This window comes from Flavobacterium sp. Root901 (assembly GCF_001429765.1).
GTDB lineage: Bacteria > Bacteroidota > Bacteroidia > Flavobacteriales > Flavobacteriaceae > Flavobacterium.
In genome coordinates, this window is record NZ_LMJB01000005.1 from 594,946 (window position 1) to 608,857 (window position 13,912).

The 13,912-nt window shown below is 37.2% G+C and carries 9 protein-coding genes; all 9 read right to left on the reverse strand.

What is annotated here, in order from left to right:
- Positions 1 to 65 precede the first annotated feature (65 nt).
- On the reverse strand, positions 66 to 1,250 hold the full coding sequence (locus ASE21_RS06310; RefSeq protein ID WP_057121735.1) for an aldose epimerase family protein: 1,185 nt from the start codon (positions 1,248 to 1,250) through the stop codon (positions 66 to 68).
- Between the two features lie 103 nt (positions 1,251 to 1,353).
- Complete coding sequence (gene araA, locus ASE21_RS06315) at positions 1,354 to 2,862, reverse strand: L-arabinose isomerase (RefSeq protein WP_057121736.1); 1,509 nt, start codon at positions 2,860 to 2,862, stop codon at positions 1,354 to 1,356.
- Positions 2,863 to 3,021: 159 nt separating this feature from the next.
- Entirely contained in the window at positions 3,022 to 3,723 is a 702-nt protein-coding gene (locus ASE21_RS06320) for an L-ribulose-5-phosphate 4-epimerase (RefSeq protein WP_057121739.1), read from the reverse strand.
- Complete coding sequence (locus ASE21_RS06325; RefSeq protein ID WP_057121741.1) at positions 3,707 to 5,398, reverse strand: ribulokinase; 1,692 nt, start codon at positions 5,396 to 5,398, stop codon at positions 3,707 to 3,709. Before ASE21_RS06325 ends, ASE21_RS06320 begins: the two co-directional genes overlap by 17 nt.
- A gap of 166 nt (positions 5,399 to 5,564) precedes the next feature.
- Complete coding sequence (locus ASE21_RS06330; RefSeq protein ID WP_057121743.1) at positions 5,565 to 7,550, reverse strand: alpha-L-arabinofuranosidase C-terminal domain-containing protein; 1,986 nt, start codon at positions 7,548 to 7,550, stop codon at positions 5,565 to 5,567.
- Between the two features lie 142 nt (positions 7,551 to 7,692).
- Positions 7,693 to 9,675 (reverse strand): glycoside hydrolase family 127 protein, encoded by a 1,983-nt coding sequence (locus ASE21_RS06335; protein ID WP_242410233.1) that lies wholly within the window; start codon positions 9,673 to 9,675, stop codon positions 7,693 to 7,695.
- 273 nt (positions 9,676 to 9,948) lie between these two features.
- Positions 9,949 to 10,929, reverse strand: a complete 981-nt coding sequence (locus ASE21_RS06340) for a family 43 glycosylhydrolase (RefSeq protein WP_057121745.1) — start codon at positions 10,927 to 10,929, stop codon at positions 9,949 to 9,951.
- Between the two features lie 113 nt (positions 10,930 to 11,042).
- Positions 11,043 to 11,984, reverse strand: coding sequence for a glycoside hydrolase family 43 protein (locus ASE21_RS06345; RefSeq protein ID WP_128414660.1), 942 nt, complete (start codon positions 11,982 to 11,984; stop codon positions 11,043 to 11,045).
- Between the two features lie 301 nt (positions 11,985 to 12,285).
- Positions 12,286 to 13,905 carry an arabinan endo-1,5-alpha-L-arabinosidase gene (locus tag ASE21_RS06350; protein ID WP_057121749.1) on the reverse strand — a complete coding sequence of 540 codons (1,620 nt, stop codon included), beginning with the start codon at positions 13,903 to 13,905 and terminating at the stop codon, positions 12,286 to 12,288.
- Between the last annotated feature and the right edge of the window lie 7 nt (positions 13,906 to 13,912).

Below are 13,912 nucleotides of genomic sequence, written 5' to 3' on the forward strand. Positions count from 1 at the left end.
AAAAACCTCGAAAGGATTACTTTCGAGGTTTTCTAGAGAACTAAACTAATAAACAAATTCTAAAACTATTTCTTTACTGAGAATTTAAAGGTAGTTTTAGTTTTGTATTTTTCTCCCGGGTTTAAAACCGTTGTTGGGAAATTTTTCTGGTTTGGAGAATCCGGATAATGTTCAGTTTCTAAACAAAGTCCGGTTCTGTGTGCAAAAGTACCGCCGTTTGGCATTGGCAACGTTCCGTCAAGGAAATTTCCGGAATAGAACTGAATTCCAGGTTCATCTGTTGTCATTTCCATAACTCTTCCGCTTGATGCGTGATATACTTTTGCAATAATTGTTTTTCCTTTTTCAGAATTGTTTAAAACCCAGCAGTGATCGTATCCTTTTCCTCTTTCTAATTGCTCGTTTTTAACTGCGATGTCTTTTCCAATTAATTTTGGTTTTCTGAAATCGAAAGGCGTATTGGCAACATCTTCTAATTTTCCTGTCGGAATCAAAGTCGCATCCACCGGAACTAATTTATCTGCATTTAAAGTCAATTCGTGATCTAAAATTGTTTTGGTGAAATCTCCAGATAAATTGAAATAAGAATGCTGTGTTAAATTCACAACCGTTTTCTTGTCTGTTGTTGCTTCATACAAAACTTCTAACTGATTATCATTTGTTAAAGTATAAGTCACAAAAACTTTCAGGTTTCCAGGATAACCTTCTTCCATATCTTTACTCAAATAAGATAATTTTAAACTAGCCGTATCGCCGGATTTAACCTCATCTGCTTTCCAGACTACATTAAAATACCCTTGTGGTCCTCCGTGCAATGCATTTGGTGCATTGTTGATTGCTAACTGATATTCTTTTCCGTCAAGCGAAAATTTACCTTTAGCAATTCGGTTTCCATATCTTCCGATTAAAGCTCCAAAAAACGGATTTTCTTTTTCGTATTGAGCCAAAGAATTAAATCCAATTACAACATTTTCTGAAACTCCTTCTTTATTAGGTACTTTTAGATCTGTAATCCTTCCGCCAAAAGTGATGATATCAACTTCCATCCCATTTTGGTTTTTCAATTTATAGCTTTCAACTTTTTCGCCTTTGGCAGTAGTTCCATAATCTGATTTCTCGATTGTAACTGCTGCTTTTTTATCTGAAGAAACTGTGGTCTCATCCATTTTTTTATCGTTTTTGCATTGAACTGAAGTTGCTGCCAGACCTAAAAGGCTTAAGCCAAAAACACAACGTTTTATTACATTCATAAATGATCTTTTTTGGTTTGTAAAAGTAAATGTTAGATGTTAAAGTCTAAAAGTAACAAAAAAACTTAGAACCTTAGCAACTTAGAATTCTTAGTATCTAAGATTACAATCCATGCTGAAACAAATGGAAATAAGCTTCATTGGCATTGATTTTATCTTTAAAGTCTCTTACCGTAGTTTTTTCATCAATAACCAATAATTCGATTCCGGCAATATCTGCAAAATCTTCCATATATTCAGTTGTAACTGACTGGCTGTAAACCGTGTGATGCGCTCCGCCGGCTAAAATCCAGGCAGTTGCTGCGATATCCAAATTTGGTTTACAATCCCAAAGTACACGAGCTACAGGAAGTTTTGGCAATTCAGCCATTGGTTTAACTGCTGTAACTTCGTTTACAATCAAACGGAAACGAGTTCCCATATCTACCAAAGAAACATTGATCGCATCTCCAGCCGGAGAGTTGAATACCAAACGAGCAGGATCTTCTTTTCCGCCAATTCCTAACGGATGTACTTCGCAAGAAGGTTTTCCGTCTGCAATTGATGGGCAGATTTCTAACATGTGAGAACCTAAAACATAAGATTTTTGCGGTGTAAAGTGATATGTGTAATCCTCCATAAAAGACGTTCCTCCTTCAAGGCCAATATTCATTACTTTTAAAACTCGTACCATTGCAGCAGTTTTCCAGTCTCCTTCACCGCCAAAACCGTAACCGTCGGCCATTAATCTTTGTGTTGCGATTCCCGGTAATTGTTTCCAAACGCCAAGATTTTCAAATGTATCTGTAAAAGCACCGAATCCTCCTTCTTCAAGGAAAGCTCTTAAACCTAATTCGATTTTTGCCGCTTCTGCTAATGAACTTCTTTGCGCGCCGCCTTCTTTTAAAGCATCGGTTAAGTTGTAGGATTGCTCATAAACGGCTAATAAATCATTTAATGCTGCGTCTGTTACTTTTTCAATATATTTAGTAACATCTGAAGAATCATATCCGTTTACCGAAACTCCAAAACGAATCTGAGCTTCCACTTTATCTCCTTCTGTAACGGCAACTTCACGCATATTGTCTCCAATACGGGCTACTTTTAGGTTTTGAAGTTCATCCCAGCCTAATGCTACTCTTGTCCAGATTCCTAATTTTTTCTGAACTCTCTCGTCTTCCCAGTGTCCCACTACAACTTTACGTTTTTTACGCATTCTGGACATGATGAAACCGAATTCACGATCTCCGTGGGCCGATTGGTTCAGGTTCATGAAATCCATATCGATGCTTCCCCACGGAATTTCGGCATTGTATTGTGTATGTAAATGACATAATGGTTTTTTCAAAATACTTAAACCGCCAATCCACATTTTTGCAGGCGAAAAAGTATGCATCCAGGCAATAATTCCGATACAATTTTTAGCCGAGTTTGCCGCTAAGCAAACGTCTAAAATCTGCGAAGGCGATTTTACCACATCTTTATAAACCACTTTTACCGGAATTGAAGATGAAGCATCTAATCCTTTTGCGATTATATGCGAATGTTCTGCTACTTTTCTAAGTGTTTCTTCACCGTATAATTCCTGGCTTCCTACTACAAACCAAACTTCTTTTTGAGAAATGTCTATCATTTTTATTGTTTATTTTGTTTCAAGTTTCAGGTTTCAAGTTTGCTGGAATCTGAAAAAGCTTGAATTGTTTATTTTTTGTTTTGTTTCTGTTTGTTTCACGTTCCAAGTTTCACGTCCCAACAACTTGAAACTTGAAACAAAAAAAACCTGAAACTAAAATTACTGTCCGTAATACGAATCTTTTCCGTGTTTACGGTTGTAATGTTTTTTGATTAATGAATCTTTTAATCTTGGTGCGTTCGGATTTATCTGTAAAGTCAGATAGGCCATTTCGGCTACAACTTCCAGAACTTTACTGTTGTAAACCGCTTTTGCAGCATTTTTCCCCCACGCAAACGGACCGTGATTTCCAATTAAAATCATTTCTACTTCTTCGTAAGAAAGATTTTTTTCTTTGAAACAATCCAAAATCTGGATTCCGGTATTGTGCTCGTAGTTTCCTTCAATTAAAGAATCTGCCATCGGTGGCGCACACGGAATATCAGCTGTTAAATGGTCTGCGTGCGTTGTTCCGAAAATCGGAATATCCTGCTGCGACTGTGCCCAGGCCACAGAATACGTTGCGTGTGTATGGGCAACCCCGCCGATATTTGGCCAGTTTTTATACAAATACGCATGCGTTTTAGTATCAGAAGACGGACGCATGGTTCCTTCGATAACGTTATTATCAAAATCAACAATTACGATATCATCCGGTTTTAAATCTTCGTACGGAACACCGCTTGGTTTAATGGCAAAAACACCATTTTTTCTATCTACCGCGCTTACGTTTCCGAAAGTATAAACCACAAGATTCAATGCATTTAACTGCATGTTTGCCTCGTAGCATTCTTGTTTTAAATCTTTATAAAGAGAGCTCATGCTGTGCTATTTTAATGTTTGGATCGGCGAAAGCGCTTAATTGTTCATAAGCTAAAAGGAGTTTATGATAAGCCGATACTTTATCTAATTGAGGGAAATATTCTCCGTCGAAATCGCTTCCTATTTTTTGGCTGGCTTCAATTACGTTTGGATAAATTCCTGCGGCAACAGCTGCATAAATTGCTGCACCTAAAGCAGGAGTTTGGTCTGAAGCTGCAATTTTAATTGGCTTGTTTAAAACGTTTGCCAAAGTCTGCATGATAAAAGGAGATTTACGGGCAACGCCGCCAATTCCGATAACGCTGTCGATTTTTACACCTTCTTCTTCAAAACGGTCTACGATTTTCTTTGCTCCAAAGCAGATTGCATTTACTAAAGCTTTAAAAATATGTGGCGCTTTTGTTCCTAATGATAAATTTGAAATCGCGCTTTTTAATTCCTGATTCGCGTCTGGAGTTCTTCTTCCGTTGATCCAGTCTAAAGCAATTGGAAGACTTTCTGAAACCGGAATCTTTTCTGCTTCTTTCGTCAATTCTACAATCAATTTATCACTGAATTCTTCTCTTAATTGTTCTTTTTGAGTTTCGTTTAAAAGAGACGAAGTCCCTAATAAATGTTCTGTCGGCCACATCAATAATTCTTTGTACCAAGCCAATAAATCGCCAAATGCTGATTGTCCGGCTTCCAGTCCAATAAAGCCCGGAATAACAGATCCGTCCACTTGTCCGCAGATGCCGCGAACAGTTTTTGTTCCCACTTCATCATAAGAACCCACCAAAATATCGCAAGTTGAAGTTCCCATAACGCGAACTAAAGTATTCTCTTCTATTTTGGCTCCAACAGCTCCAGAATGCGCGTCGAAGGTTCCAACAGCAATAATGGTATCTGTTGAAAGCCCTAAACGGTCTGCCCATTCTTGGCTTAATTTTCCTGCAGCTAAATCTGAAGTATACGTCTCATCATATAAATTACCACGAAGCTGTGCTAAATACGGATGTAATTTTTCTAAGAATTCAACCGGAGGTAATCCGTTCCAGTCCGGGTGCCACATTGCTTTGTGTCCTGCGGCGCAACGGCTTCTTTTAAACGTTTTTAAATCTTTATCGTCGATCAACAAATACGTCATTAAATCGCAATGCTCCATCCAGGTATACGCTGCATTTCTAACGGCTTCGTCTTGTCTTGCAATGTGAAGGATTTTTGCCCAAAACCATTCAGACGAGTAAATTCCTCCAACGTATTTTGTTACATCTTCTCCGCCCCAGCTTACTGCCAGTTCGTTGATTTCGTTTGCTTCATTTATTGCGGTGTGATCTTTCCACAACACCATCATCGCATTTGGATTTTCTTCAAAACCCTTTGTCAATGCCAATGGCGTTCCGTCTTTAGTAACCGGAACAGGAGAAGATCCGGTTGTATCAATACAAATTCCTTTTATTAATGATGGATCAACTTTACTTTCTTTTACAACATTTTGAATGGTAATTTCCAGTCCTTCAATATGATCTAAAGGATGCTGGCGAAACTGATTTATAGAAGCGTCACAATATTGTTTGTTTTTCCATCTTTTGTAATGAGAAACATTCGATGCCAGCTCCTGCCCATTTTCTGCGTCAATAAGCACCGCTCGAACAGAATCTGTTCCGTAGTCCAATCCTATTACGTAATTTTTCATTCTAATTTATTTTAAATATTGACAAATATAATTATAAATAATTCATAAGTGTATAAAAAACACTTAATAAAATCTGGCTCATTAATTTTTACAAATAATGCATCAAATCAGGTATTTCGTCGAAAATCAAATTGCAAACGTTGATTTTACATTTATAATGCTGCGATTATTTCATCTTAATTTTCAAAACGGTCACTGAGTACGATGGAAAATCGTATTGTACCTTATTTCCATCTACTTTAAATTCAGTTTCTTTTGGACTGATTTTGGTTGGAGCAGCAAAAGAATTTTCATCATTTAAACCATCCCCTTTCAAAGTAATTGCTGTTCCTTTTACATCTAATTTTGCTCCTTTTAAATCAATCGTAAAATTTTGCGAAGCAGAAGATGTATTGACAATTTTCAAAATCACTTCTTTAGAATTCACATCTTTTACTGCAGAAGCAAACAAATCATTTTGTCCCGTAACTGCCTTTCCGTCTTTTGTAATGCTGATTAAATCTGTTCCTTTATTGTTTGAAAATAATTTTTGAACATAATAATTTGCCGTACCATACGACTGTAAATTGTTAAACCAAATCATGTCCGGCGTCCACTGCCAGCCTTCTTCATGCGCTAATAAAGGAGCGTAGGATGTCAGGTGAACAACCTCAGCATTACGTTCCATTCCGGTTATAAATGCAGCTTCAGAAAAGGCACATTCCCAGTTGTTTTTATTGTCCGGACTTGCAATTGCAACACTTTGAGCGGCATATTCTCCGGCAAAAATTTTTGGTCCTTTTCGATCATAACTATCGTAACGCGTTGCGTTTTTACGGAACCATTCCGGATTTTTGTAATAATGTTCATCTACAATTTCTGCATTTAGTTTTTTCAATTCTTTCATGCCGTAATCGTAAAAATCTCCGTCAGGAAAAGGTCCTGTTCCTGAAACAATCGTAATGTTTGGATATTTGGCTTTGATGGCTTTTTCAAACACTTTAAAACGCTCGATATAATCAGGACCCCATTGTTCATTTCCAACTCCGATCATTTTTAAATTGAAGGGCCTTGGATGTCCCATTTCTGCTCTCAATTTTCCCCAAGCCGTTTCTGTTCCGCCATTGGCAAATTCAATTAAATCTAAAGCATCCTGCACATACGGATCGATTTGATCCATTGGAACCAATTCTCCCGTATTAAATTGACATGCCATTCCACAGCTTAAAATCGGAAGCGGAGAAGCACCAATATCTTCTGAAAGCTGAAAATATTCAAAGAATCCTAATCCGAAACTCTGAAAATAATCCGGCGCAGGTCTGTGTGCAAATTCCATGTTCCAACGGTTTACAGCCGTTTCTCTGTCTTCTACTTTTCCAACCGATTTTTTCCATTGGTAACGTTCTGCCAGCGTTCTTCCTTCGACAATACAACCTCCCGGAAAACGTAAAAATCCTGGCTTCAAATCGTATAATAATTGCACTAAATCTTTACGCAATCCGTTTTTTCTTCCCGCCCAGGTATCTTCCGGAAACAATGAAATATTGTCTAAATCAATTACTCCGTTTCCTTCAAAAGTGATTTTTAATTTTCCCTTTGCTTCTGTTGCTGTTGCTGTTAATTGCGCAGTATAATCTGTCCAGTTTTGTGATGTTGGCGTAATAGAAGTTTCTCCTAAAACTTTGTTGTTTTTATCTATAAACTGAATTTTAATTTTAGAAATATTTCCTGATATTTTGGCTGCTTTTAAGGTCAGATTGTATTTCAGGTCTTTCTTTATTCCCATTCCTCTAAAACCCTCGTTAATCAACTCATAACCCGAAGCATCGTTAATCGTAACGCGGCAATAATTGTGATTGGTTCCTTGCTGCGAATACTGAATTACGTTTGCAATTCCGGATTGCTGGTTTAGTTTATGACGATCGCTGTTGGGTTCATTCCATCCCATCATCGGAAACAGAAATTCAAAAGATCTGTTTTTAATCATTTCAGCGTATAATCCTCCGTCGGCAGCAAAATTGATATCTTCAAAAAACACTCCGTACATCGTAGGCTGTATTTTTGCAACAGTTTTTGAAACCTCAACTTGTAAATTATTTTTTTGTGCCGATGCTAAAACGCTGCTGAACAATAGTCCGCAGATCGTAGCTTTTTTGATTAGATTTTGATTCATTATGTTTTATTGTTGTGTGGTTTTTTTATTTTTTGCCACGAATTGCACTAATTTCTCGAATTTTTATAGTTTTAAATTTGTGGAAATTCGTGTAATTCGTGGCAACCAGAACTTCTTTTTTCTATTCTCTTTTTCTATTCTCTTAATTCTTATAATCCAGCCAGACTTTCATTTTGTTTACGCCTCGGTTTGACCATGAATAATAGGGGATTGCTTTGAATTTTTCGCTCTCAATAACATTTACTCCGTTCAATAAATTTTCTTCTTTTTTTACTTTGAATGTATCTCCGGCCCTGATGTTGATTTTATCGAAATTATTTTTGTTGTCTACTTCTTCAACAGCGTACACGATTGGTCCGTATTCTAAAGAAACTTTGCTTTTATTGGTTTCTACTTTTGAATTTGTTTCTACTTCCTGAACTTCCATTGGAAAATTAAGCGCAATTTTGTCCCCTTTTTTCCAATTTCTTGTAATGGTGTAATAACCGTTTTCCGGCTGAACATTTATTGATTCTCCATTAATATTTATCGTTGATTTTTGAGTTGAAGCTTTTTTATATGTATATAAATCGCCAGGCAAAACCTCATTTCTCGCCCATCCCGGAACACGAAGTTTTATGGTGAATTGGTGTGCTTTTTTCGGATTAACTGAAATCGCAATTTTTCCGTTCCAGGGATACGAAGTCTGCTGTGAAATCTGTAAATCTGTTTTTCCTAAAGTAAAAGAAGCATTGTTTGAAGCGTATAAATTGACATACAAAATATCATTGGTTTTAGAATAAATCAATCCCGGAATCGATGGAATAAAACGAATTAAATTTGTTGGGCAGCATGAACAATCAAACCAGGCCTGACGTGTGCAGGAACCTCTGTTCGATTTATAAACACCGTCTGATTCTAAGGCATTCGGATAAAAAAATTGTTTTCCGTTAAGCGAAATTCCCGAAATCAATCCATTGTACATCGTGCGTTCTATGACATCAAAATATTCTGATTTACCGTATAAATTATGCAGTCTGTGGTTCCAGTATACATCGCCAATTGCAGCGCAGGTTTCATTATAAGCGGTGAGATTTGGCAGCTCGTAATTTGCTCCAAAAGCTTCTCCGTCGTGTCTTGAACCAATTCCTCCGGTGATGTACATTTTTTTGTTCACCATATTATGCCATAAATTATTTACGGCATTTTCATAGGTTTTGTCCTTTGTTAAAGCTGCAATATCCGTCATTCCGGCGTACATGTAAACGGCTCTTACCGCGTGGCCCACAACTTCATTTTGCTGAATTACCGGAATATGATCTTGTGCGTATTCACCATATAATTTATGATCATTTGGATTCCCGCGATTGTCCAGATAATATTTCGCCAGTTTTAAATAATCTTCTTTTCCGGTAATTTGATATAATTTCATTAGTCCGGTTTCTACGATTTGATGTCCCGGAACACCTCTTATCTGACCTGGCTTTTCACCAAAAGTCCGCACTAATAAATCGGCATTTTTGATCGCAATGTCAAGGAAATTTCTTTTTCCGGTAGCTTCAAAATGCACAATAGCCGCTTCAATCAAATGTCCTGCGTTATAACATTCGTGACTTATTTGCAATGATTCCCAGCGTTTTCCTTCAATCACCGGAACCCAGGTACAGGGTGGTTTTGCCGGATTTATGGTTCTCCATGTCGTCAAATATCCGTCTGCTTCCTGACCAATTTTTACAATTGCGATTAATGAATCTAAAACTCTTTCTAATTTCGGATCTGGCGCACTGATTAACGTATTCGATGCACCTTCAATAATTTTATAAACATCTGTATCGTCAAAAGGCATTTCTCCGCGAACGGTTCCGGTTTTTTGTTTTCCGGCAATTAAAAAATTCTCAAAACGACCTTCTTCATTGCATTTTTGGATCGCATATTGAATCGTAATTTCCTGCACTCTTTTAATAATTGGAAGCCAGAACGAATCGTTCAGTTTTACATTTTGAATGTTAACAGGTTCAATTTCGTAACCCGCTTTTGCAGCTGATATTTTAGACGATTGTACGACACCATTTTTAGTTTCTTTACAGGAAATAAAAACTAAAAATGACATGAAAATCATTAAAATTGGTAAGTTGTATTTCTTCATTGTTTTATTTTATTCTAACATATTGAGCACTTATTTTAACACATAGAAACATAGTTTTATGTTGTCTGTAAAAAGGCATTTCATTTGTCTAAATTCATGCCGTCCCGAAGTTTCAGGATCGGGACTATGTGTTCAAATCTAGATTTGTTTTTTGAACTCTTTTATTCATTTTTAAAAACCTATGTTTTTATGTGTTTAAATTTTTCTCCCGCAGATTAAGCAGATTTATTTTAATCTTTTTAATCCTGAAAATCTGTGGCTGATAATTTTTATTTATTTTAAAACAGGCCATAAATCGGAATCCCAATTCATTTCTTTCATTACTAATTTTGGTGTTCCATTGGTTTTCTTTTCGTAGGCGTGATAAAAAATATAGTCTTTACCATCAAAAGTGTAGGCGCTGTTATGTCCTGCCCCAAAGTAATTTTCGTCACCCTGAACTACTAAACTTCCTCCGCCCTGATCCAGCTGTTTTCCTTCTTTATCGACATAAGGTCCTGTTACATTTTTTGATCTTCCAACAACCACTTTATAGGTGCTTTTTTCTCCGCGACAGCATAAATCCCAGGAAAGAAATTGATAGTAATAACCATTTTTCCTGAAAATAAAAGGAGCTTCAAGTGCGCCGTCTCCGGGATCTGAATCTGCTAATTCGAAGGTTCTTTTTCGTTTGGCAATCGTATGCCATTCCTGAGGTTCAGCAATTGATTTTAAGTCCGGATTTAATTTTACCAATTTTAATCCTTCCCAAAAAGAACCGAAAGAAAGCCACGGCGTATTGTTTTCATCCAAAATTAAATTCGGATCAATAGCATTCCACATATCACGGTTGGGATGCGACTGAATCACAATTCCCTGATCGACCCATTTAAAATTTTTGTCTTTTGGATCTAATGTTTTATTTATAGCCAAGCCAATTGCCGATGTATTTTTGGCGAAAGCCGAAACCGAATAATACAAATAATATTGATTGTTATGGAATGAAATATCCGGCGCCCAGATATGATTCTTAAAATCGGCTGCAACGCCATCTGCCCAAACTGGTTTTTCTGCAAAAACCTGTGGTTCTGGACTCCAGTTTTTTAAATCTTTGGAAGTAAAAACGCTGATTCCTTTTCCGGTACAGAACAAATAATACGTGTCTTTTTGTTTGATGACAACGGGATCGTGAACTACAATTTCCTGCGCAAAAGAAATTCCACCAATTAGGAAGATTAGAATTGAAATTGCATATTTTATGTTTTTGTAAACCATATAAGTTATATAAGTAAATTTAAGTTTGGCTTTATCTGAAAACTTTTAGGCCATGTAAGTCCATCTGAATGTTTCATGAACAAACTGAAAACTGTGACTGCGACTGAAACTAACTATTGAATTCCTTCAGACGTCATTACAATTCGTTTCATCGTTCCGTCCTTGTTATAAAATAATTTATCGATGCAGACGGATCTTCTAAAACTTCCTCCATCCGGTTTTGATGCTCCGTTGTGATAAATGAAATACCACTGCCCTTTAAATTCGATTATGGATTGATGGTTGGTATTGCTGTTTCCGGCAATTTCATTCAAAATCCCTTTATATTCCCACGGTCCGGTAATTGACTTACTCATGGCATAAGCGATTTTTTCCGGAAATTCGTAAGCGTATGACAAATAGTACCAATTTTTATGTTTGTGAATCCATGGTGCTTCCGTAAAATTTGGAAGTTCTATATGATGAATTTCCCCGTCTATTTCTGTCATGTTTTCTTTTAATTTGGCATAATGACAAGAAGTATTTCCCCAAAACAAATAAGCTTGTCCGTCTGAATCGATATAAACTGTCGGATCGATATCGTCCCAGCTTATATCAGTAAATTTGGTCATATCGTTGGTAATTAAAGCTCTTCCCAATGCATCTTTAAAAGGCCCGAGCGGACTGTCTGAAACCGCAACACCAATAGATTTTCCGGGAATTGTCCCGTGTTCAACCGTTACATACCAATAAAATTTTCCGTTTCGTTGTATTACCTGTGAAGCCCAAGCATCGCCTTTTGCCCATTTAAAATCACTCGTCTTTAACGGAACGGGATGGGATTCCCATTTCTTCATATCACAAGAAGAATATACGAGCCATTCGTTCATTTTATAAAAGTGAAAATCGTTTGGTGCTTCATCATGTCCGGCATACAAATAGACTTTCTCTTTGTAGACTAATGCGGCTGGATCTCCGGTGTATTTATCGGTGATAATGGGATTGTTTGTTTTTACCGATTGTGCACCCGCCATCGATAAAAACAAAATAGAAAGGCTTGTAAATAGGTTTTTCATTACCATTATTTTTTTACTACAGATTAAAAGGATTAAAATGTTTTTTTTCTAATCGTTCTTTTATTTAAACACATAGAATCATAGTTCTGCTTTATCTAAAAAGGCATTTCATTTTTCTAAATTCATCTCGTCCCGAAGTTTCGGGATCGGGACTATGTGTTCAAATCTAGATTTGTTTTTTAAGCTCTTTTGTTTTCAATTAAAATCTATGTTTCTATGTTTTTAAATATTTTCTCCCGCTGATTTTGCAGATCATGCCGATTTTTTAATCCTTTTAATCTGTGAAATCTGTGGCATATTTTTAATTCACTTTTTTACCCCAGACTGCTAGTCCTGCACTGTTGATTCCGGTATAACTTAATGTTACTTTTCGTGTTGCTGATTCCCAATCCCAGGCATCGATTACATTGCATTTTACTCCATTTATGGTTGCGATTTTTTTTGTTGCGTCGTACGACCATGTTCCGGTTACATCACCGCTTACTTTTTTATCTGCGGTTAAATAAATTGTCACGGATTTCTGCATGGTTTTGTACTGATAATTCATCGTGATTTGTTCCCAGGTTCCTACCAGATTTCCTTCAGCAAAATTCGCTGCCGGTACTCCTGCATAGCGTTCCGGTTCTATAACAGGCCAGCCGTCTTCTGTCCATTGAATGCCGCGGACATGTCCCATCATAACCGCATTTGAAACGGCGATTCCGGCAACACCTTCCGGCAATCTTGCCTGCGAGGCATAAAACCATTTCTTAGTTGTTGAGTTTTGAAAAACAGCACAATGCGAAAATCCAACCCATCCTGTATGATTTTTAAATTGATATGGATGCGTTATAACGGGATAACATTCTGCACCATTTGTAATACTGATACCGGTATTGGTTACGTAAGGTCCGAGAATGTTTTTGGATCGGGCCACTCTTGTATTATAAGCTACCGATAATTCATCATAAGCCAAAAACAAATAATAATATTGTGTATCTGGGTTGTAGATAATTTCAGGCCCTTCAAGTGCCTGCCAGCGATTAGTATTTACATTGCCGCGTCCTGCAATTCGCACTCCGTAATCGTCAATTGTTTTTAGTTTGTCTGGTTTTCCTGTTGCCGGATTTAATTTTAAAGCTGCAATTCCGGAATGCCATGAACCGTAAATTAAGTATTGTTCGCCGTCTGGAGTTTCAATAAAACTGGGGTCGATGGCGTTGAATTTGAAATACGCATCCCAATCGTTTCCTCCGTTTCTAACATAACTTTTTATCCCGTCCGGTTCTGAGCAAACTACCATTCCTTTGTCTGTCCAATTGTTCGAAGCCAAATCATCTGTTTCGGCTAAACCAATAAAGGCACGTTCTGTCCAGGAAGTATTCGTATCGGTTCCAACAATTGGATTGGTAACTACAATACTGTAATACATTCTGAATTTATTCCCAACTTTGCGAACGCAAGGTGCCCAATATCCGTAATTCGGATTTTCGATTGGAGGAAGTGCGGGATTCATTCTCGCTCTTTTATTATTCAGAGAATCTTTTACCCAGGCTGGTGCTGTAGTCATAGAAGCTCCCATAAATTCCCAATTGATCAAATCTTTTGATCTTCTGTAAAAGAAATGTCCGTTGCCATCATGCGCATTTCCGTAGGAAGCATCGGTTTGATACATATAATAATACTCTCCTGATTTTTCTACTGACGGATCGTGCACGTTGGCTAAATTCCATTGTGACCTGCTTCCCCAACCCGCTATTGCGGTATAATTATCTGCATAAGCAGGCCCTGCAAATGCTGGTGTTACAACAGGCGGTGTTACAGGATCCGGATTTGGTTCTTCTAGCGCCGGATCATCTTTGGAACAGCTCGTTAGTAAAATCACTGCAGCAAAAAATCCGATGAAAGAAATGATTTTTATAATGACGTTTTCTTTTTTCATTTGTTTC